The sequence below is a fragment of the Mucilaginibacter sp. GW821-FHT07G05 genome, assembly GCF_059418565.1.
In genome coordinates this window covers 47,248-67,318 of record NZ_JBWKQC010000016.1, presented here as the reverse complement: position 1 = coordinate 67,318, position 20,071 = coordinate 47,248, and the positions used below count along the sequence as shown (strand labels likewise).

General features: G+C 43.8%; 21 protein-coding genes. 11 read left to right on the top strand and 10 right to left on the bottom strand.

Features of this window, described 5'->3' with window-relative positions; genetic code table 11:
- Nucleotides 1-497: 497 nt before the first annotated feature.
- The 3 genes from AC07NA_RS25430 to AC07NA_RS25420 form a co-directional block, all read right to left on the bottom strand.
- Nucleotides 498-1,580: an agmatine deiminase family protein gene (locus AC07NA_RS25430; protein WP_494900799.1), complete on the bottom strand. Its 1,083-nt coding sequence runs from the start codon at nt 1,578-1,580 to the stop codon at nt 498-500.
- A 65-nt stretch (nt 1,581-1,645) separates the two neighbouring features.
- Nucleotides 1,646-2,014 carry a four helix bundle protein gene (locus AC07NA_RS25425; protein ID WP_494900798.1) on the bottom strand — a complete coding sequence of 123 codons (369 nt, stop codon included), beginning with the start codon at nt 2,012-2,014 and terminating at the stop codon, nt 1,646-1,648.
- 92 nt (nt 2,015-2,106) lie between these two features.
- On the bottom strand, nt 2,107-2,976 hold the full coding sequence (locus AC07NA_RS25420) for a carbon-nitrogen hydrolase (protein WP_494900796.1): 870 nt from the start codon (nt 2,974-2,976) through the stop codon (nt 2,107-2,109).
- A gap of 132 nt (nt 2,977-3,108) precedes the next feature.
- On the opposite strand from AC07NA_RS25420, the gene AC07NA_RS25415 reads away from it, so the two are divergent.
- Both AC07NA_RS25415 and AC07NA_RS25410 read left to right on the top strand, forming a co-directional pair.
- Nucleotides 3,109-4,050, top strand: a complete 942-nt coding sequence (locus tag AC07NA_RS25415; RefSeq protein WP_494900795.1) for a lysylphosphatidylglycerol synthase transmembrane domain-containing protein — start codon at nt 3,109-3,111, stop codon at nt 4,048-4,050.
- 12 nt (nt 4,051-4,062) lie between these two features.
- Nucleotides 4,063-4,767, top strand: coding sequence for an SDR family NAD(P)-dependent oxidoreductase (locus tag AC07NA_RS25410; RefSeq protein WP_494900793.1), 705 nt, complete (start codon nt 4,063-4,065; stop codon nt 4,765-4,767).
- Nucleotide 4,768: 1 nt separating this feature from the next.
- Here AC07NA_RS25410 and AC07NA_RS25405 read toward each other — a convergent pair whose 3' ends face one another.
- Nucleotides 4,769-5,971 carry a cation:proton antiporter domain-containing protein gene (locus AC07NA_RS25405; protein WP_494900791.1) on the bottom strand — a complete coding sequence of 401 codons (1,203 nt, stop codon included), beginning with the start codon at nt 5,969-5,971 and terminating at the stop codon, nt 4,769-4,771.
- 192 nt (nt 5,972-6,163) lie between these two features.
- Between AC07NA_RS25405 and namA the strand changes: the two genes are divergently transcribed.
- The 5 genes from namA to AC07NA_RS25380 all read left to right on the top strand — a co-directional run bounded on the left by namA (nt 6,164) and on the right by AC07NA_RS25380 (nt 11,236).
- Nucleotides 6,164-7,231, top strand: a complete 1,068-nt coding sequence (gene namA, locus AC07NA_RS25400) for an NADPH dehydrogenase NamA (protein WP_494900790.1) — start codon at nt 6,164-6,166, stop codon at nt 7,229-7,231.
- A gap of 86 nt (nt 7,232-7,317) precedes the next feature.
- Entirely contained in the window at nt 7,318-7,737 is a 420-nt protein-coding gene (locus AC07NA_RS25395; protein WP_345214074.1) for an OsmC family protein, read from the top strand.
- A 72-nt stretch (nt 7,738-7,809) separates the two neighbouring features.
- Entirely contained in the window at nt 7,810-8,400 is a 591-nt protein-coding gene (locus AC07NA_RS25390) for a DUF4230 domain-containing protein (protein ID WP_345214073.1), read from the top strand.
- A gap of 103 nt (nt 8,401-8,503) precedes the next feature.
- Nucleotides 8,504-9,883, top strand: a complete 1,380-nt coding sequence (locus tag AC07NA_RS25385) for a M16 family metallopeptidase (protein ID WP_494900788.1) — start codon at nt 8,504-8,506, stop codon at nt 9,881-9,883.
- 18 nt (nt 9,884-9,901) lie between these two features.
- On the top strand, nt 9,902-11,236 hold the full coding sequence (locus AC07NA_RS25380; protein WP_494900786.1) for a M16 family metallopeptidase: 1,335 nt from the start codon (nt 9,902-9,904) through the stop codon (nt 11,234-11,236).
- Between the two features lie 167 nt (nt 11,237-11,403).
- On the opposite strand, the gene AC07NA_RS25375 is transcribed toward AC07NA_RS25380, so the two are convergent.
- Complete coding sequence (locus tag AC07NA_RS25375; RefSeq protein ID WP_494900784.1) at nt 11,404-12,495, bottom strand: AI-2E family transporter; 1,092 nt, start codon at nt 12,493-12,495, stop codon at nt 11,404-11,406.
- Between the two features lie 201 nt (nt 12,496-12,696).
- On the opposite strand from AC07NA_RS25375, the gene AC07NA_RS25370 reads away from it, so the two are divergent.
- From AC07NA_RS25370 to AC07NA_RS25355, 4 genes are read left to right on the top strand one after another with little or no spacing between them, the layout of a single operon-like run.
- Nucleotides 12,697-13,560, top strand: a complete 864-nt coding sequence (locus tag AC07NA_RS25370; RefSeq protein ID WP_345214069.1) for a LiaF transmembrane domain-containing protein — start codon at nt 12,697-12,699, stop codon at nt 13,558-13,560.
- 42 nt (nt 13,561-13,602) lie between these two features.
- Nucleotides 13,603-13,938 (top strand): DUF4288 domain-containing protein, encoded by a 336-nt coding sequence (locus AC07NA_RS25365; protein WP_345214068.1) that lies wholly within the window; start codon nt 13,603-13,605, stop codon nt 13,936-13,938.
- A 16-nt stretch (nt 13,939-13,954) separates the two neighbouring features.
- The gene (locus AC07NA_RS25360) at nt 13,955-14,989 is read left to right on the top strand and encodes a sensor histidine kinase (protein WP_345214067.1); all 1,035 of its coding nucleotides are present in this window, start codon (nt 13,955-13,957) and stop codon (nt 14,987-14,989) included.
- Nucleotides 14,986-15,735: a LytR/AlgR family response regulator transcription factor gene (locus AC07NA_RS25355; RefSeq protein ID WP_345214066.1), complete on the top strand. Its 750-nt coding sequence runs from the start codon at nt 14,986-14,988 to the stop codon at nt 15,733-15,735. Before AC07NA_RS25360 ends, AC07NA_RS25355 begins: the two co-directional genes overlap by 4 nt.
- A gap of 69 nt (nt 15,736-15,804) precedes the next feature.
- Here the strand turns inward: AC07NA_RS25355 and AC07NA_RS25350 are convergent, their stop codons facing one another.
- The 5 genes from AC07NA_RS25350 to eno form a co-directional block, all read right to left on the bottom strand.
- A complete protein-coding gene (locus AC07NA_RS25350; protein ID WP_494900781.1) occupies nt 15,805-16,131 on the bottom strand; it encodes an FtsB family cell division protein in 327 nt (108 codons plus the stop codon).
- A gap of 282 nt (nt 16,132-16,413) precedes the next feature.
- Nucleotides 16,414-17,784 carry a DEAD/DEAH box helicase gene (locus tag AC07NA_RS25345; protein ID WP_494900779.1) on the bottom strand — a complete coding sequence of 457 codons (1,371 nt, stop codon included), beginning with the start codon at nt 17,782-17,784 and terminating at the stop codon, nt 16,414-16,416.
- A gap of 159 nt (nt 17,785-17,943) precedes the next feature.
- Nucleotides 17,944-18,393 carry a WapI family immunity protein gene (locus AC07NA_RS25340; protein ID WP_494900777.1) on the bottom strand — a complete coding sequence of 150 codons (450 nt, stop codon included), beginning with the start codon at nt 18,391-18,393 and terminating at the stop codon, nt 17,944-17,946.
- Nucleotides 18,383-18,535, bottom strand: a complete 153-nt coding sequence (locus tag AC07NA_RS25335) for a hypothetical protein (protein WP_494900775.1) — start codon at nt 18,533-18,535, stop codon at nt 18,383-18,385. Before AC07NA_RS25335 ends, AC07NA_RS25340 begins: the two co-directional genes overlap by 11 nt.
- 154 nt (nt 18,536-18,689) lie before the next feature.
- A complete protein-coding gene (gene eno, locus AC07NA_RS25330; RefSeq protein ID WP_494900773.1) occupies nt 18,690-19,985 on the bottom strand; it encodes a phosphopyruvate hydratase in 1,296 nt (431 codons plus the stop codon).
- Nucleotides 19,986-20,071 lie beyond the last annotated feature (86 nt).

Genomic DNA, 20,071 nt, shown 5'->3' with positions numbered 1-20,071 from the left:
GCCCAGGACATCACTGTAACCGTAAACACATGACAGGACTATCTTAAAAACCTGTAAACTTTTTTTAGGACGAGACAAATCACATGTTTTTTAGAGTAAGACTTCCGAAGTTTTTAAAACTTCGGAAGTCTCGTTCCCGTCAGCAAACAGCTTCGGGCGAAAACGGGCAGAACTGTGTTGGCCAAGAGCGCAAAGGCGGGCATAGTGAACTTGTTGCATGTGGGGTGGAAATGAGCGGCAGGGCAAAAGTTCCAGCCCCAAGTTCTGCACGGTTTGCAGGGCAATAGCCTCGTGCGGCAAAGAAGCCTTTTGCTGGACAAGCCTTTTTGTTACCTTTTGTGGCGACAAAAGTAATAGCCCCTGCGGCAATGAGCAGACCAACGTTAATTACAGCACAAGCACAGCCTAAGTAGAGATTACTTTGTTCCTCGCAATGACGATATTTTGCCGGAATGCTTACAATCAGCTACTTAATCAACAAATTTCCAAAGCCTTCCTTATACCTTAGGTTCCTGCTGGCTTAGGCAGTGGAAACTGCCAAGGCCCCAGATAATATCGGTAGAATCAATACCTACTACCTTTCTGTCAGGGAAACATTGCGTTAGTATATCCAAAGCTTTATCATCATTGGCACAACGGTAAGTGGGTACCACCACCGCGGCATTACCAATATAGAAGTTAGCGTATGAAGCCGGTAAACGCTGATCGTCATAGATCACCGGATCGGGCATTGGCAGTTCGATTATATTCAGTTGCTTACCATTGAGCATTCGCATGCTGTTAAGCGATTGCAGGTTCTCTTGCAGGATATGGTAATTTTCGTCGTTCTTGTTCTCTTCAACTACCGTTACTACGGTATCTTCATTTACAAAACGGGTAATATCATCAATGTGGCCGTCGGTATCATCGCCGATAATACCATCGCCCAGCCATAACACCTGTTCTGCGCCATAGTAATTTTGCAGGTAGGCTTCTATTTGCTGCTGATTTAAATGCGGGTTACGGTTTTTATTAAGCAGGCAGGCTGTAGTAGTAAGCACTGTACCCTTACCATTAAAATCAACCGAACCACCTTCCATCACAATACCAGGATGATAAACCGGCAGATCGTAATAGTTGGCAATTTTGGTAGGGATCACATCATCCAGATCGTATGGAGGATATTTATCGCCCCAGGCATTGTAGCCCCAATCTACCACAATCTTCTTTTTAGTCTCCGCGTTAATTAAAAAGGCCGGACCATGATCCCTGCACCAGGCATCGTTGGTAGGAAACTCAAAGAATTCGATCTTATCCAGATCAGCATCCACCAGTTGTAACTGATGCTGCGCGAAGGCTTCCATTTCTTTATTCACCACGTTAATGCGCACCAGTTCGCCCGCGGTAAGTTCTTTAATAAACTCGCAATAGCGGCGGTATATCATCTGTATTTTACCCGGCCACGAAGCCTCCTTATGCGGCCAGCTCAGCCAGGTAGCAGTATGCGGCGCCCATTCGGCGGGGAAGTGGAAACCACTTAAGTCCGAAAGTCCGGAAGTCCGGAAGTCCGGAAGTTGAATGTCTTTTTTATTTATTGTCATTGAACAAACTTTTAGCCCGGAAGCAACGGCGAATCCGGAAGTGTAAATCCCTAACTATTGTGATCCTATTGTTTATTACTTTTTATCAAAGAATTACGTAGCGAATTGATCATAACTAAGATCTCTTCGCATTGATTGTATATTCGTAAAAAGTCTTCCTGATGTATAATATTTCTGCGTTGGGCGAGATATAGCGCACTCACAACTTCAATATTTGATCGCAAAGCGTAACCTAAAAACTTATTAAACTCCAAATTGGATTGCCCTGTTGAACCTTCGGCGATATTTAAGGATACAGAATCTGCAGCACGCTTAATTTGCGAAGTAAGAATAAAGAGCTCATCTTTTGGAAATGTTTTACATAATTCATGAATGGCTGCAGACAGGTCAACCGCCTTTTGCCAAACCATTAACTTTTCAAACTTAAATCCCATAGGCTTGCCCTTCAAATATACTTTCTGACTTCTCTATTTTAAAACCTTTATCTTCCGGACTTCCCGTCTTCCGGACTTTCTGACTAAAAAATTCAGTCCTCGTCGATTAACCGCTTCGTGATCGGCTGGTATGTTTCTATACGACGATCGCGCAGGAAAGGCCAGTGGCTGCGGTAGTAGTCTGTTTTTTCCAGGTCGAGTTCGTGTACGGTTACTTCTTCCGCATCGGGTGATGCCTGGTAAAGCAGCTTGCCAAACGGGTTTGACACGAACGAACCACCCCAGAATTTAACGCCCGCTTCTTCGCCTACCCTGTTCACGCTTACCACGTGTACGCCGTTGGCTACCGAGTGCGAACGCTGTATGGTTTGCCATGCGTTGTATTGGTCGGTATTGGTTTCCTCATCCTGCGTGGTGGCCCAGCCAATAGCGGTTGGATAAAACAGTATTTCGGCACCCATAAGCGCGGTAATGCGGGCAGCTTCAGGATACCATTGATCCCAGCAGATCAGAACACCGATCTTGGCGAATTTGGTATTGAAAACTTTGTAGCCCAGATCGCCGGGGGTAAAGTAAAACTTTTCGTAAAAACCCGGATCATCTGGAATGTGCATTTTGCGGTATTTACCAAGGTAAGCGCCATCGGCATCAAGCACGGCGGTAGTGTTATGGTAAACACCTTGTGCGCGTTTTTCAAACAATGAAGCGATAATTACCACGTTAAGTTCGGCCGCGAGGGCAGAAAGCACATCTGTTGACGGACCGGGGATTGTTTCGGCCAGTTTAAAGTTGTCGTAATTTTCTTCATCACAAAAATATAATGAAGTAAACAACTCCTGTAAACAAACGATCTGCGCGCCTTTTGCAGCGGCCTCACGCACCTTAACAATAGCTTTATCCAGGTTCTGCTGCTTATCGGCAACACAACTCATTTGTACAACACCTACTTTTACTTTGCTCATTCCTTCAAATTTTCCGCAAAAATACTACTTTAATATTAACCCTTGTGTCAAAACTATCATAACAAAGTACATACCATTGCTTAACAAAAGTTAACGTTTTGATATGCATTCATTTTATTAGTTTTGCAGGCAATGGCAGAAATTGAAGATCCGGAAAAGCCCAAAACTCCAAAGGAGAAACTGTGGAGCGTAACCAAAACGCTTTTAAAATTCGCGGTTACCGGCGTATTGCTTTACTACGTTTTTCGTAATGTGCCCTTCGCATCGGTTAAAAACAGGATGCTGCATGCCAATTACTGGTGGATGCTGGCAGCGTTGATCAGCTTTTTTATCTCCATTATCGCCTCATCATGGCGGTTGTTGAGTTTCTTCAGGTCGATAGGTTTAAATCTCGATTTCAGGTTCAATTTCAGGCTTTACCTGCTGGGGCTGTTCTATAATTTCCTATTACCTGGCGGTATAGGCGGCGATGGCTACAAAATTTACCTGCTCAATAAAAACTACAAACTGCCCGGCAAAAAAATGTTCTGGGCCATTATGTTCGACAGGCTGAGCGGCTTATGGGCCATAGGCCTCATCACGGTGGCACTGATATTCCTGATCCCGCAGATAGATATACACATTACCATTCCGCTGGGAATATTTTTAGCGGGTTCGGCAGTGTATTACTTCGTTGCTTATAAATTCTTCAGGGAGTACACTAAATACTTTTTCCAGGCGCATGCCAAGGCGGTGCTGGTGCAATCGCTGCAATTGTTGGCCATTGTATTCGTATTGTTCGGGCAGGATTTTGAAGGCAAGTTTGCCCCTTACCTGTTGTCGTTCCTTATTTCGGCCCTGGCGGCCATTATCCCTATTAGTGTGGGCGGCGTAGGTATCCGCGAAACTGTTTTTCAGCAGCTTACCAAGGTATTCCCGATGGATGAAAGTTTGGCGGTATTTTTGCCCAGCTCATTTTATATTATCTCGTTAACGGTTGCCTTACTGGGTATCTACTATGTTTTGAGGCCTAAACGATTGGAAGACGGCCTAAAAGGTATTGAAGAGCAAGACCAGGAAACAACATCATTGTAAACAGCAAATTACATGAACATTATTATAACAGGAGCCAGCAGCGGCGTAGGTTTTGAAGCCGTAATTGAATTGACTTTATCCGGACAGCATAACGTAATAGCCCTCGCGCGTTCGCAGGATAAGCTGGAGCGTTTACTGGAAATTGCCAAGGGGATCAACCCAGATTGTACGCTGTATGCCCTTGCTTTTGATATTGTGCATGATGATCATAACGATCTTCGCCGGTTCATCGCCTCGCATTTTGATAACAGGGTAGATGTGCTGATCAATAACGCGGGTGTGCTCATCAACAAGCCATTTGCCGAGTTAGAGGAAATGGATTTTGTAGAAATGCTGCAAAGTAACTTTTTAGGCCACGTACGCATGATAAAGAGCGTGGTTGACATAATGCCGGCCAACTCGCACATCCTCAACATAGGCAGCATGGGCGGCTACCAGGGCAGCTCTAAATTCCCCGGACTGTCGGCTTACTCGGCCAGTAAGGCGGCTTTGCATACCCTTACCGAATGCTTAGCACAGGAATTAGCCGAACAACAGATCAAGGTAAACTGCCTTGCCCTTGGTTCGGCACAAACCGAAATGCTGGAGAAAGCCTTCCCGGGTTACGAATCGCCGGTGATGGCTTTTGAGATGGGTAAATACATTGCCGATTTCGCGCTTACCGGCCATAAATTCTTTAACGGGAAGATATTACCTGTGGCATTAACTACGCCGTAATCTACACATCTTCAAATTCCTGATTCTTAACCGCCGCGTGCTTTTTTGAGCTTAATAAACCCAGGCTCATGAGAATGCTGGTGGCCAGTACTACTATGAACAACAAGCCTGTGCCTATTTGCGGTATTTTAAGCTGATTGGGTAAGTTATAATAAAGCAACACGCTGATCAATCCGCGGGGAATCAATACCAGTTCGGGCATCAGGTCGGTTTTTGATACCAGTTTGATGTAGAGTAAACGGATGAGGTAAATAGACACCAGTATCACTCCGCCGGTGATCAATAAACCCGCATCCTGCAATTGAGCGACATCCATCGTAAAACCAAAAATGATAAAGAAGAAAGTACGCATTAAAAAAGCGCTTTCGGCCGATAATTGCAGCAACTGCTTCAACTCGTGATTAAGCGTTGGATACAGGAAATGCTTTCTGAACCATGGAAATTTGATTTGCCCGGCGTTGTTCAGGAACAAACCGAACGACAGCACCACAATTAGCGACGACAAGTGATAAGACTGCCCTATGGCATACACCAAAATAATGATGGATATGATGAGGAAGAACTTTACATGGTGGGTGATCTTACGGATAAGGTAAAGCAGGAACAGGCACGAAACCACGGCGAACAGCAAGATAGTTATCAGTTCTACACCCAAACCGGTAAAGGCTTTCAAATCAAAACTACTGTTGCTGATGGTAAAGTTGAATAGGATGATGGTCAGGATATCTGAAAAGGATGATTCATAGATAATAAACTCCTTTTTATCCTTCCGTAAACCCGAGGCCGAAGGAATGGCGATAGCCGAACTTACCACACAAAACGGAATAGCATTCACCAAGCTGCGGTAAACACTTTCGCCGGTGATGTAATTGATAATGGCGGTTATGGCGGCGGTAGTAGCCAATAGAATGAATAACGCTGAAAAGAAGGACTTTTTGATAACGGCATTCTTCTCCGGACTATACTTCAGTTCGAGCGCGCCCTCAAACACGATCAGTATCAAACCCAGGGTTCCCAGGGCGGGTAGCATCTTGCTGAAATCAAACGTGCCAAGGTTAAAATAGGTAACCAGTTGCTTTATGCCGATACCTAAAAACAGCAACAACAATACCGATGGCAGCTTGGTGCGCCCGGCAATCAGATCGAACAGGTACGAGAAAATTACCAGTCCGCAAAGTATAATTAAGGTAGTATAGGTAGTCAAATAAAAAATGTTTTTGGGTTAAACTTCCGTATAGCTGTCTGCAAAAATACCATTAATTAATTTAGTGGTTCTTGTCAACATTTACAGCTAAATTGTTTGCTGAATATCATTTACGTGTTTGCGGTATTTATGATGACACAAAGCTGAAAAATGTGTGTTACCTTACTTTACATTTGCAGAAAAATACAAGAAATGAGCAAACTATTTTCTCCCCTTACCATAAAAAACATAACATTCAAAAACCGCATTGTGGTATCGCCCATGTGCGAATACTCAGCTACCGATGGCTTTGCCAATAACTGGCACCTGGTACACTTAGGTGCTATGGCCGTAGGCGGTGCCGGGCTTATTATTACCGAGGCTGCCGCTGTGTCGCCGGAAGGTCGCATCTCTCCTTCCGACTTGGGGATCTGGAAAGATGAACAAATTGAAAAGCTGAAAGAGATCACCGGTTTTATACAGGAGCATGGTGCCGTAGCGGGTATTCAACTGGCGCATGCAGGCCGCAAAGCCAGCCATACCGAACCATGGAATGGCGGCAAACTGATCCCATCTGCTGATCCTTCGGGCTGGCAAACCGTTTCGGTAAGCCCAGTACCCTTTGCAGCCGGTACCGAAGCCCCGGTTGAGCTGGATAAAGCAGGTATAGATAAAGTAATAGCCGATTTTAAGGCGGCCACCCTACGCGCTATTGAAGCCGGTTTTAAACTGATAGAAGTACACGCCGCGCATGGTTACCTTATCCACCAGTTTTTATCGCCGTTAACCAATAAACGTACCGACGAATATGGCGGCAGTTTCGAAAACCGCATTCGCCTGTTGTTACAGGTGGTTGATGCCGTAAACGAAGTATGGCCGGCAGACCTGCCACTTTTCGTGCGTATATCGGCTACTGATTGGGCAGACGGCGGTATCACCATTGATGATTCGGTACAATTAGCCAGGGTGCTTAAAGATAAAGGTGTAGACCTGATAGATTCTTCAACTGGCGGTATTATGCCCGGTATTAAAATACCGGTTAAACCCGGCTACCAGGTAGAATTTGCCGAAGCCATTAAACAGCAGGCAGCTATATTGACAGGTGCTGTTGGCCTGATCACCGAAGCCAAACAAGCCGAAGAGATATTGCAAGCAGAGCAAGCCGACCTGATCGTAATGGCGCGTGAGCTACTACGTGATCCGCATTTCCCGCTGCGTGCGGCGCACGAGCTGGGCGACGATATCAAATGGCCCGTACAGTACGAAAGAGCCAAATGGTAACCAAAGCATAATCTGAAGATTCGATATATCTTTAAACAATTTAATAACTTTACGTATTTACTTATCAGCAATTTTAAACACAAACTATGAAACGTACAGCAAACGCCCATTGGGCCGGAACACTGAAAGAAGGTAAAGGTGAGATCACTACCCAAAGCACCACCCTTAACAAAACACAGTACTCATTTAAAACCCGCTTTGAAGAAGGTGTGGGCACCAATCCTGAAGAGCTGATTGCTGCCGCGCATGCAGGTTGCTTTACTATGGCTGTTGGCGCTGCTTTAACGCAGGCTGGTTTTGTACCGGGCGATTTAACCACCGATGCTATTCTGGATCTGGATATGGTAGCCTTGAACATCAACGGGATCCATTTAGATCTTAAAGCTTCAGCCATTGAAGGTGTATCTGAAGAAACCTTTAAGCAAATTGCCGAAGGCGCGAAAGCCAATTGCATTGTATCAAAAGCGCTGAGCGTGCCAATTACCCTGGCCGTACAATACGCTTAATTTACATTATACTGATTAAACTAAAAGAGCAGATGTAGTGTCTGCTCTTTTAGTTTAAAAACAATTTAAAATATGTTCAATAGCAGTCGCAGCCGTATCTCATTAAGTCTTGTAATATCCCTGGTGATAGTGGGCTTTCTGGTATTTATGTTCTTTTACATTAAACACGAGCTTACCAATACTAAAACAGAGGTGAGCCAGGTGGTAATGGTGCAAAAAATAACCAGCATGGGCAAGCTCGAACTGGTTAAATATACCATGAAAGATATTGTGGAGGAGCGCAAGGTACACAGCATTTTGCCCGACGAAAAGGTACTCTTTTTGGCCGTTGGCGAGGTAACCGCATGCATCGATTTAACCAAGGTAAAACAAGAGAATATCACCCAAAGTAAGGATAGCGTAATTGTGGTGCTGCCCCAGCCCGAAATTTGCTATTCAAAGATAGACCACAAGCAATCGCGCGTGTATGATGTTACCGGCACCTGGTTTGCAAGTACCACTAAAGATATGGTGGAGGATGTATACAAACTGGCCGAAAAAAAGATACTCGACGATAGCAAGCAGATGAATATTTTAGGTAAGGCCCGCGACAATGCACAGCTGATATTCAAGCCCTTGCTGGAAAATATTTCGGGTAAAAAAGTTATCCTACAGTTTAAATAAAGGTTTTAGCCGGTAAAATGAACAGAAAAATGTGTGCGACGCACATTTTATTTTCATATATACTGATATATTTATAGTTCTATTTTTAATTAACTGTAAATATATGACCTCTAAATTTATCAAAAGCTTTTTGTTAGGCCTGGTGGTGATGCTGTGCACTGTGCACACGTTTGCCCAGCCTAAACTGCCCGAAGGCTACTTCTGGAAAAAACTTCCGAACGGCCTGGAAGTGGTAGTTATTGAAAACAGCAAAGTTCCGCTGGCTACCATCGAAATTGCTGTAAAGAACGGTGCCTATACCGAAGGCCCCGAGTACAGCGGTTTATCGCACCTTTTTGAGCATATGTTCTTTAAAGCCAACAAAGATTATCCCGATCAGGAAAAATTTTTGAAACGCACGCAAGAACTTGGCGCTATCTGGAACGGCACCACCGATGTGGAGCGTGTAAACTACTTTTTTACGTTCGACAGGGATAGCCTTAACGCCGGTTTAAAATTCATGAACGCCGCTATCCGTTTCCCTATTTACCGCGAGGAAGATATGAAAAAGGAACGCCCCGTAGTTGACGGTGAATTTCAGCGTGCCGAAAGTGATCCGGGTTTTCAGTTATGGTACGAAACCCAGCAAAAACTTTGGGGCGACCTGCTAACCCGCAAAAACCCTATCGGTGTACACGAGGTGATCAACAATGCTACCCCGGCAAAAATGATGATCATCAAGGATAAATATTACTTCCCTAACAATAGCTTATTAACTATTTGCGGCGATGTTAAACATGATGCAGCTTTCGCATTGGCCGAAAAAATATTTGGCGACTGGGCTTCAAGCGGTTTCGATCCGCATGTAAAATACCCTATCCCTCCGTTTAAGCCATTAACCAAGGATGAGTATTTTGTAAAAGAATCAACCATTGCCCAAACACCATACATCCAGTACAGCTGGCAAGGCCCTTCATACCTTACCGATTCAGCTTCTACCATTGCTGCCGATGTATTTTCTACCATTGTTGGTTTAAATTCATCAAAATTACAGCAGGCGCTGGTTGATAAAGGACTGGCGTCTTCAGTATCGGTGAGTTATACTACCTGCAAATACGTTGGCCCTATCGAGGTATTTGTGGTACCAAATCCTAACAAAATAAAAGAATGTACTGATGAGGTGTTAAAACAGATCAGCGCATGGGATAAGGCCGACTATTACACCGACGCCCAGTTAACCGACGCGAAAGCCATTATGAAGCGTAACAACCTGCGCCGTAAAGAGAAACCATCATCACTGGCCAGCCAAATGAGCTACCAATGGTGCAGCACCTCGCTCAATTACTTTACCGACTTGGATAGTAATTACCAAAAGGTTACCCGTGCCGATATCAAGAAGTTTTTGGATACCTATATCATCGGTAAACCAAAAGTGGCAGGTATTATTTTAAAACCTGAATTGAGTAAACAACAAAATGTAGCTTCATTTTTTGTGGCTAAGTAATCCTTAAAATCTATTACAATGAAGAAATACATATTTGCATTACTGATAGCGGCAACCGCCGGCAGCATAAAACCGGCCATGGCGCAGGATGAAGCTTACGAGATGACAGTAAGCGGCGTAAAAGTGATAGTACAACCTACCAAAAACGATATTGTTGAGATACAAACCATTATAAAAGGCGGTGTACAAAACTACCCGGCAACCAAAATGGGTATCGAATCAATGGCCATGACCGCTCTTACTGAATGCGGTACGCTGGAGCATGATAAAAATAGCTTTAAAGATGAGCTGGACAAAGTGAGCGCGCAGGTTTACGGCTATACCAACAAAAACTATTCGGTGATCAGGATGAATTGCCTTAAAGGCGATTTGGATGTGGTATTGCCCCTGTATATTGAGGCCATGACACAGCCTAAGTTTGATGCTAAGGAGTTTACCCGCATTAAGCAGGATGCCATTAACGATTTGAAAGCCAATGAGTCGCAACCCGACGCGGCTATTGATAAAATGGCGGATAAGATAGCCTTTGCCGGTCGTGATTATGTGAAAGACCCAGCCGGTACCGTGCCTATTATTACAGCCTTAACCCCGGAGGAAACCAAAAAATACTACCAGTCTATCTTCACCAAATCGCGTATGCTGATCGTGATCGTGGCTAACCTTGAACGCGGTGATATTGAGGCAAAGGTGAAAGAATTTTTAGGTGGTGTTAAACAAGGCGCTCCTTTCGAATTTAAAAAGTCATTCTTCAGGGTGTACAAAAACTCATTTAATTCCGAAAAGAAAGACCTGGCGACCAACTATGTAGAAGGTATCACCAGCGGTCCGCAGCCGGGCGCGCCTGATTACGATGCTTTCAGCGTGGCTATGCGCATATTCGCTAACCGTCACTTTTTGGATGTACGTACCAACAATGGCTTATCTTACGCCCCGCAGGCATGGTTCAGCAGCGGCGCTACCTCGGTAGCAAGGTTCTCGGTATCAACCACCCAGCCCGATAAATACATCGCTGTATTTGACAAACTGGTTGACAAGATAAAAACCGATGGTTTTAAAGCAGATGAAGTTGCCGACATGAAAGTTACCTACGTTACCGGTTTCTATTACAAAAATGAAACCAACAGCGCGCAGGCATCATCAATTGCAGCCAACGAAGTATTGCACAGCAATTGGAAACGCTCTTTAACCATGGCCAGCGATGTTAAAAAACTAACCCTCGACCAGGTGAACACCGCTTTCCGCAGCTATATAGGCAACATTATCTGGGTATACCAGGGCGATCCTAAAAAGGTTAACCCAACCCTGTTCATCAACGGTACTTTGAATAAGGCAGATAACCCGGTTGGGCATTAATAATGACGATGGCTCACACCACTCTCCACTGTCATGCTGAGGAACGAAGCATCTATCGCTGATAAGCATAGCGAAGAAGATTCTTCAAACGTTCAGAATGACAGTTTTAACAAGGCCCGGACAGCAATATGCTATCCGGGCCTTGTTATTTTATGTTACCTCAATTACTATTCAGCGGGCTTAGGTTTAGCCCTGTTCCACTTAATGCCTTTATGCTGCATGGGTACGGTATCGCCAAGCAGCTTACCCCATGGTTTCAACCCATCAATATGATCAAAAATGATCTTTATTACTGCTATAAACGGAATAGACAGGAACATCCCCGACACTCCCCATAGAGCATTTCCCAGCAATACTACCACTATCGACATCAGGGCGTTGATCTGCACTTTTGAGGATACTATCCTCGGTACCAGTATATTATTATCAATAAACTGGATGATGATATAAGCAGCAATTACCCCCAACTGCGTGCTGTAGCCGTCTTTAGTTACGGTAGCCATTAGTACCGGTAAAGCAATAGCGATAATGCCGCCCAGGTAAGGGATCAGGTTTAAAATAGCGCCTATCACGCCTATCAGCAAGCCATATTTCACCCCTAAAATAATGAGCGCGGTGGCGTTCAAGATGGCTACCAGCAACATCTCTATAAGTAAGCCAACAATGTAACTTTGTATGGCCGCTTTGGTCTGTTTTAATATTTCGCCTACCTGCTTGGAGTTCTCTTCGCTGAAAGATTCGTACAGGAAATTTAAGATAAGCGGCTTGTAGAACAGTATCAGGAACACATACACCGGCAGCAGGAAGATCACGCTCAATACACCAAGTACCGTACCTACCGTTTTACCCACCATTGATTGGCTGCTGTTGATGAGATCCTGTATCATTTTTGTTTGCTTTTCAATAGCTACCCCAAAGGTATTTTGCACCCAGTTTTGCAGTTCTACCGATATTTCGGCAAACTTTTTCTTCAGCATGGGCAACGATTCGCCGAACTGGATCATCTGTGTAGATAGGAAATAGAACACCGCCAATACTATAATAATGGCTATCAGCATGGCCAGTATGATAGATAGCAGCCGGGGCACTTTAGCGTTTTGCAAACGGGTGCAAAGCGGGTTTAAAAGTACCGCAATAAAGCCGGCAAATGCCAGCGGAACCAGTATATCGGCCAGTTGCGCAAACACGTAAACCAGCAGTATAATACCAAATAATATGACCGTGCTTTTAAGGTAAAAAGGGTAATCTTTATTGACCATGATGCGTGTGGATGAGTGTATATAATGGCAATTTAAGTTAATTGTTTTGGGCGGCATAGTTTTAATATTACAACCCGCAAAATTTTCACCGCCAAAAAGCACCCGCTTACCGATTTGTTTAAAGCTATTGCCAGTTTAGTGTTGGCATACCTCAAATGTTAATGTAGTTTTATACCATTAATAATTTTGAATATAAAAGTCATGAACAACTATATAGATAAATCAAAAGAGCCGCGCAATGGCAAAACCATTGCAGGGGTAATACTTTTGGTGGTGGGTGCGGTTCTGCTGATAAATCAACTCAACATCGTGTTCTTTCCGGGCTGGCTTATCAGCTGGCCAATGTGGTTAATTATACCGGGTTTGTACATAGGCGCTAAAAGCAATTTTAAAAAGAACGCCTGGTTTATATTGGTGCTTTTAGGCGTAGTTTTTTTAATTGACGAAGCCACTCCGCATGTAAACACAGGCCGTGTAGTTTGGCCGCTGGCATTCATCGCCTTTGGTATATGGATAATACTTAAACGCAGCCAACGCAGCGATAACGAAAAATGGAAACGTTTTGAGGAAAGCGGCAAGCAACCGGTTGATTTCAATACGCCAGACCCGCTGGTTGATTATACGGTGAACGATAGCAGCAATGCAACTACCGGCAGCAGCAACTTCAGCACCGGTGAACCGCAGCAACCTAAAAACCCCTTTGCCGGCTTTACCGGTACATACAATGATGATCATTTAGATACCGTAGCCGTATTTGCAGGGGTGGACAAGATTATCCTGTCGAAGGATTTTAAGGGCGGCGAAGTGGTTAACATATTTGGCGGTACCGAGCTTAACCTTACCAAGGCCGATATTAATGGCCGTGTAGTAATTGAACTTACACAGGTATTTGGCAGCACCAAGCTTATAGTGCCTCCGCACTGGCATGTAATATCAGATATGGCGGCTGTATTTGCCGGGGTTGATGATAAGCGAATGCGTCATGCGGGCGCCATCAGCAGCGAAAAGGTATTAATACTTAAAGGTATATCCATATTCGCGGGGGTTGATATCCGCAGCTACTAAAAACTCAAACAAGAAGATCTATTAACTGCAATATTTTTTAACATGAACTGGTACGTAACAAAACTCATTTTCAGAATCATCAGCGGCGATGGCAACCACCCTGCCCAATTTGATGAGCAACTAAGATTGATAAATGCCGAAAACGACCTTAAGGCTTTTGAAAAAGCCAATAAAATAGGCGCCGAACTGCAAGACAGCTTTACCCAGGCTCAAAAGCAGGCCGTGCAATGGCAATTTGTTGATGTAACCGAAGTAAACCAACTTAATGGCCTTACCGATGGCACCGAGCTACACTACCAGATACACGAAGCTAAAGATGCCGACCTGTATATTGCCTGGGCACACCATAAAGCGGCCTTGTTGACTGTTAAAAATTAATTAAAAGAAAAAGGCTTTGGCTATTCCACAAATACACTTAACACGATTATACCTGGCATTCGCGGTTTGCGGGCTGGCATGGGCCATGCTGCAAACCTATATTGTGCATAGCTTCGGCTTTGACCTGTATATGTCGGTTATTGATGGTGTGGCAAGCTCGGCCCTGTTAACCGGTGCCTGTTGGCTTATCAACAACAACCTGCGTTATTACCTGCCCGGCAAAGGTAGTTATATCAACCTGTTCATCTGGTGCGTGGCGCTGGCCGCTATTTGCGCCGCGGGTGGCCGTTACCTGCTGCCGCTGATAAAACCGGGCGAAGTATATATCAACTTTTTACAGCAATCGCTGGTGATACGCTTTTTCACCAACTTTTTAGCTATCGGTTGGATGGCCATGCTGAGTGCCATGTATTTTTCGCAGCTCGATCAGAAAGAGACTGAAAAACGCCGCACCGAAGCCGAAGCACTGGCCCGCGATGCCGAACTTTATAATCTGCGCCAGCAACTGCAACCGCACTTTTTGTTCAACAGCCTTAACTCTATCAACGCGCTTATCGGCTTTAAGCCTGATGAAGCCCGTAAGATGATCCATCAACTGTCGGACTTTTTACGTGGCACACTGCGTAAGGACGACCAGCAACGGGTAAGCCTGAGCGAAGAGCTGCAACACCTCAACCTGTATCTCGAAATTGAGAAGGTACGTTTTGGCCACCGCCTGCAAACTGAGGTAAGCTGTGATAAAACCTGCGGCGAAGCTATTATGCCCGCCATGCTGCTGCAGCCACTGGTTGAGAATGCCATAAAATTTGGTTTATACGATACCATTGGCGAAGTAACCGTAAGTATTCGCGGCGAAATGGATGGCGGTTATTTGGTGCTGATGGTGCAAAATCCGTACGATCCTTTAACGTCGCGGCCGAAGCGGGGTACCGGTTTTGGCCTCCGCGGGGTGCAAAGAAGGCTGTATTTGTTATTTGCCCGTAATGATTTGATGGAAACTCATGCAAATGATAATATATTTACAACCATAATTAAAGTACCACAGGCATGAAACGCGCACTGATAATAGATGATGAACCATTGGCACGTATGGTTGTAATGGAGTATCTGCAAAATTTTAAAGACCAGATAGAACTGATACAAGAATGCGGCGATGGCTTTGAAGGGCTTAAAGCTATAATGCAATACCAGCCCGATCTGATATTTTTGGATGTGCAAATGCCTAAAATAACCGGCTTTGAAATGCTGGAACTGGTAGAGCAGCCGCCATCGGTAATATTCACCACCGCGTTCGACGAATACGCTATTAAAGCTTTCGAGGCACACGCGGTAGATTACCTTTTAAAACCCTTCAGTAAAGACCGCTTTAATAAGGCCATCGACAAATACCTTGCCCTTAGTGCCGTTGATGCCAAGCCGGTTAAACAAACCGAAAAGCTGCTTGATGAGGTATCGTTATCCCCCGCCCAGCATGAGCGTATTGTGGTAAAAACCGGCACCAAGGTAAAGATCATCCCGGTACGCGATATATTGTACTTGCAGGCCGATGACGATTACGTAAGCATCATCACTCCCGAAGGCTCATTCCTGAAAAATAAGACCATGAGCTTTTTTGAGCAAACGCTGGATACCAATCAATTTGTGCGCGTGCACCGCTCATATATACTCAGCGTATCTGAAATTACCCGTATAGATCCCTACGAAAAAGATTCGCACCTGGCCATCCTTAAATCGGGCGCCAAAATACCGGTAAGTAAAACAGGCTATGTTAAGCTGAAGCAGGTGCTGGGTATATAGCAGACAAAGTTATCAACTCTGTATTATAGCAAAACAAAAGGAATACAAGGGAAAAGAAGATTAAGTGTATTACTCTTTATTTCCCTTTTCTTTTACCACCACAAAAACGTCTTCGTTATCCTTTTTCATGAGGTATTTTTCGCGGGCGAATTTTTCGAGCTTTTGGGGGTTGGAGGTAAGTTCGTCGAGGTCTTTGGTTACCTTGTTGGTTTCCTTTTCGTAGAAATCGCGCTCTTGTTTTAGTTTTTCTACCTGTTGGTGGTATTCATAGCGCGACAGCAGGTCGTTCTTATCAAAAAATATCATCCATACCACAAATGCTACTGTAACCAAAAAGAACTTGTTACCGAAGAGGGCTATAAGGCGTTTCATTTTAGCTGGATCTATAAATTTCATTTAAAGCTATTTAAAATTTTTGAGGGATGCAAATATGCTTATTAACTTATTAACATCAAACGCAGTTAAACCATTAATAAATAACAAAGGGATTAACTTATTGTAAGTTAATCCCTTAAAATTATTGTGTAAAAAACTATTATCGAGAGAAATTAAAAAAAACTATCACTCTGAACGTAGTGAAGAATCTTCTTCGCTACGCCAGTCTGCGATAGATGCTTCGTTCCTCAGCATGACAATAAATGAAAAGCAAGAAGCCTCTTCTATATCTTCATTTTACTCTTACGAAGCGCGTTTGTTACCACCACTGGTGCGGGCTTTGCCGCTCATGCCGCTGCCTTCGCTTCGGTTACCGCCGTTGCCTTTGTTACGGTTACCACCAAAGCGTTTATTACCGCCCCCTGATTGACCTGCACCGGCAGGCTTAGCGCCCCGATGACCTGCACCGCCACGGTTACCGCCTTTTTTATCCTGCTTTTTAAGCTCCTGTAATATACGCTGCTGGCTGGTAAGCTGTGGCAGCGGATAAGGGTGCTCCTCATTTACAGGGATAGCCTTAGCAATCAGTTTATGAATATCTTTCAGAAATTCCTTTTCCTCTTCATCGCAAAACGATATGGCTATACCATTTGCGCCCGCCCTGCCTGTACGGCCAATACGGTGTACATAGGTTTCGGGAATGTTCGGTAATTCAAAGTTGATTACGTGTGTAAGTTCATCAATATCAATACCACGGGCGGCAATATCGGTAGCTACCAATATGCGTGTGCTGCGGTTCTTGAAGTTGGTTAACGCACGCTGACGCGCGTTTTGCGATTTATTACCGTGTATGGCTTCGGCAGTGATGCCAACCTTGTTGAGGTCTTTAACTACCTTATCGGCACCGTGTTTGGTGCGGGTAAATACCAGCGCGGTAAGTATGGTTTTATCTTTCAGCAGGTGGATCAGTAACGATTTTTTGTCGCCCTTATCTACATAGTAAAGTTCCTGCTGTATAGTTTCGGCGGTAGATGATACAGGGGTAACCTCTACCCTTTCCGGCTTGTTCAGGATGCTATCGGCCAGGTGCTGAATTTCTTTTGGCATGGTAGCCGAAAAGAAAAGCGTTTGCCTTTTCACCGGGATTTTAGCGATGATCTTTTTAACATCGTTCACAAAACCCATATCCAGCATACGGTCGGCCTCGTCCAGTATCAGCATTTTAACCTGATCCAGGTGAACAATGCGCTGATTCATTAAATCGAGCAATCGGCCCGGAGTTGCCACCAAAATATCCACACCTCTGCGTAAAGCATCAGCCTGCGGGTTTTGCGACACACCACCGAATATTACCAAATGCTTTAAACCGGTATGCCTGCCATAAGCGGCAAAACTCTCGTCAATCTGGATAGCCAGTTCGCGGGTTGGGGTTAAAACAAGGGCCTTAATGGTTTTTTGTTCTTTATGCTGCTGCCTGTTGTTATACAGCAACTGTAATGTTGGTATAGCAAAAGCGGCTGTTTTACCTGTACCGGTTTGGGCACAGCCTAAAAGATCTTTTTGTTGTAATATAATAGGTATTGCCTGTGCCTGTATAGGCGTAGGCTGAGTATATCCCTCAGTTTTAAGAGCCTTTAAAATAGGCTCAATCAAATTCAATTTTTCGAATGACATGTATTGTATTTATTGCTAACGCGAAGCATACTTGGATCTGAAGCGTTTGTTATGTGCGGTGATCAAAACCGTAAGCGAGCGGGTAATTATTTTAGCAAAGATACAATTTATTATTGGAACATAGATTTTGACGTAATTGGATGACTATAAGCTCAGCTATTAACCTTGAACACCTTTCTCATCTCCATATTTATCGGCAATAATTTGCAACTGCCGTAAGGTTGGCATAATGTAAGATTGGTCGGAGTGAAATTCAAATATCAATCTATTGTCAAGGTCGCTATTGCCCCTGAAATCCCCTGTAACAGTTATCGTACCGTTAATATCGTAAATTATCTTAAATTCTAAATTGTGCTCATAATTAGAAAATGATACATCACCTTTTAATACGTTGTTACAAGCTTTCAGCTTCTCGTAAAAATCATATATCTCTACAGTTGAAGTATACATATCCGATTTAACCTGAAAATTTCCTGAATATATTTCAACAACGCATTTCAAATCATATCCACCCCAATAAGAAGTTTGGTCCGGATAACCCAAAACCTTTTCAATACTGACCTTAAGAAAAGCATCAAATCCTCTTATTTCAAATTCTTCACTCATCATTTTCCTTTCCTTCCAATATTGAACTTAGATTGGTTATAGGTTTTATGCTTTCGGGATGCTGTTCAATATCAAGCAACCTAATATCAAGTAACTCTTGTTGCCAGTTTGGTAATAGCGATTTTTGGTCGACAGGTTCGTGCATACGTCAAATTTACAAACTAAAAAAGCATTGACAAATTTAGAAAGTTGTCAATGCTACTCCCAACAAAAAAACGCCGACCCATAAGGGCCGGCGTTTCAATATCAGCGATAAAAACCTTTCAGCTTTTACCTTTAAGCTTTCTGCTTACCGCTCCTTATTTTTTAAGGAATTTGAAGTTTTTACCGATGAATTTAGCGTTGCTGCCTAATTCTTCCTCGATACGTAACAACTGGTTGTATTTAGCGATCCTGTCTGAACGTGAAGCTGAACCGGTTTTGATTTGACCGCAATTTAATGCTACAGCTAAATCGGCGATGGTTGCATCTTCAGTTTCGCCCGAACGGTGACTCATTACTGAAGTATAACCATTAGTTTGCGCTAAAGAAACCGCGTTGATAGTTTCGGTTAACGAACCAATTTGGTTTACTTTTACCAATATAGAGTTAGCAGTATCGGTATCAATACCTTGTTGTAAACGTTTTACGTTAGTTACAAATAAATCGTCGCCTACTAATTGAACGCGATCGCCAATTTTTTCGGTTAATAATTTCCAGCCAGCCCAGTCGTCTTCAGCCATACCATCTTCGATAGAAACGATAGGGTATTTTTCAGATAATGAAGCCAGGTAATCAGCTTGCTCGGCGCTGGTACGGATAGCACCTTTATCGCCTTCAAACTTAGTATAATCGTATTTACCGTCTTTGTAAAATTCAGACGCGGCACAGTCAAACGCCAGGTAAATTTGCTCACCTGCTTTGTAACCGGCTTTTTCGATAGCTTTGATAATGGTTTCAACAGCATCTTCGGTACCTTCAAAAGTTGGCGCGAAACCACCTTCGTCACCTACTGCTGTAGAAAGGCCTCTGTCGTGTAAAATTGCTTTCAGGTTATGGAAAACCTCGGTACCCCAACGCAATGCTTCAGAGAATGAAGAAGCGCCGATAGGCATGATCATGAACTCCTGGAAAGCGATAGGCGCATCAGAGTGCGAACCACCGTTTACAATGTTCATCATAGGGATAGGTAAAGTGTTAGCGTTAACACCACCTACATAACGGTAAAGCGGCTGACGGCTCTCTTGCGCTGCTGCTTTAGCTACTGCCAAAGAAACACCCAAAATAGCGTTAGCACCCAGGTTACCTTTATTTTCAGAACCATCCAGCTCAATCATGATGCTGTCAATAGTATTTTGCTCAAATACATCAACACCTTTCAATGCGTCGGCAATTTTATCGTTTACGTTAGCAACAGCTTTTAAAACACCTTTACCTAAGTAAACAGATTTGTCGCCGTCCCTAAGTTCAACAGCCTCGTGTACGCCGGTTGAAGCACCAGAAGGTACTGCTGCACGGCCTAAAGCACCGTTCTCTGTTAAAACATCAACCTCAATGGTTGGGTTACCACGCGAATCTAAAATTTGGCGGGCATGTACGTCAATTATTATGCTCATACTAAATTGTCAGGTTTTTTGAAAATTTTACACTTTTAAACGGCGGCTAAGTTAACAGCTAATTCAATAAAACGCAATCAGAAATT

Excerpts from the sequence above, each read along its gene's own strand:
- AC07NA_RS25430 (WP_494900799.1), bottom strand. The coding sequence starts at position 1,580 with ATGACAATAAATAAAAAAGACATTCAACTTCCGGACTTCCGGACTTCC.
- AC07NA_RS25425 (WP_494900798.1), bottom strand. The coding sequence starts at position 2,014 with ATGGGATTTAAGTTTGAAAAGTTAATGGTTTGGCAAAAGGCGGTTGAC.
- AC07NA_RS25420 (WP_494900796.1), bottom strand. The coding sequence starts at position 2,976 with ATGAGCAAAGTAAAAGTAGGTGTTGTACAAATGAGTTGTGTTGCCGAT.
- AC07NA_RS25415 (WP_494900795.1), top strand. The coding sequence starts at position 3,109 with ATGGCAGAAATTGAAGATCCGGAAAAGCCCAAAACTCCAAAGGAGAAA.
- AC07NA_RS25410 (WP_494900793.1), top strand. The coding sequence starts at position 4,063 with ATGAACATTATTATAACAGGAGCCAGCAGCGGCGTAGGTTTTGAAGCC.
- namA (WP_494900790.1), top strand. The coding sequence starts at position 6,164 with ATGAGCAAACTATTTTCTCCCCTTACCATAAAAAACATAACATTCAAA.
- AC07NA_RS25395 (WP_345214074.1), top strand. The coding sequence starts at position 7,318 with ATGAAACGTACAGCAAACGCCCATTGGGCCGGAACACTGAAAGAAGGT.
- AC07NA_RS25390 (WP_345214073.1), top strand. The coding sequence starts at position 7,810 with ATGTTCAATAGCAGTCGCAGCCGTATCTCATTAAGTCTTGTAATATCC.
- AC07NA_RS25385 (WP_494900788.1), top strand. The coding sequence starts at position 8,504 with ATGACCTCTAAATTTATCAAAAGCTTTTTGTTAGGCCTGGTGGTGATG.
- AC07NA_RS25380 (WP_494900786.1), top strand. The coding sequence starts at position 9,902 with ATGAAGAAATACATATTTGCATTACTGATAGCGGCAACCGCCGGCAGC.
- AC07NA_RS25375 (WP_494900784.1), bottom strand. The coding sequence starts at position 12,495 with ATGGTCAATAAAGATTACCCTTTTTACCTTAAAAGCACGGTCATATTA.
- AC07NA_RS25370 (WP_345214069.1), top strand. The coding sequence starts at position 12,697 with ATGAACAACTATATAGATAAATCAAAAGAGCCGCGCAATGGCAAAACC.
- AC07NA_RS25365 (WP_345214068.1), top strand. The coding sequence starts at position 13,603 with ATGAACTGGTACGTAACAAAACTCATTTTCAGAATCATCAGCGGCGAT.
- AC07NA_RS25355 (WP_345214066.1), top strand. The coding sequence starts at position 14,986 with ATGAAACGCGCACTGATAATAGATGATGAACCATTGGCACGTATGGTT.
- AC07NA_RS25350 (WP_494900781.1), bottom strand. The coding sequence starts at position 16,131 with ATGAAATTTATAGATCCAGCTAAAATGAAACGCCTTATAGCCCTCTTC.
- AC07NA_RS25345 (WP_494900779.1), bottom strand. The coding sequence starts at position 17,784 with ATGTCATTCGAAAAATTGAATTTGATTGAGCCTATTTTAAAGGCTCTT.
- AC07NA_RS25340 (WP_494900777.1), bottom strand. The coding sequence starts at position 18,393 with ATGATGAGTGAAGAATTTGAAATAAGAGGATTTGATGCTTTTCTTAAG.
- AC07NA_RS25335 (WP_494900775.1), bottom strand. The coding sequence starts at position 18,535 with ATGCACGAACCTGTCGACCAAAAATCGCTATTACCAAACTGGCAACAA.
- eno (WP_494900773.1), bottom strand. The coding sequence starts at position 19,985 with ATGAGCATAATAATTGACGTACATGCCCGCCAAATTTTAGATTCGCGT.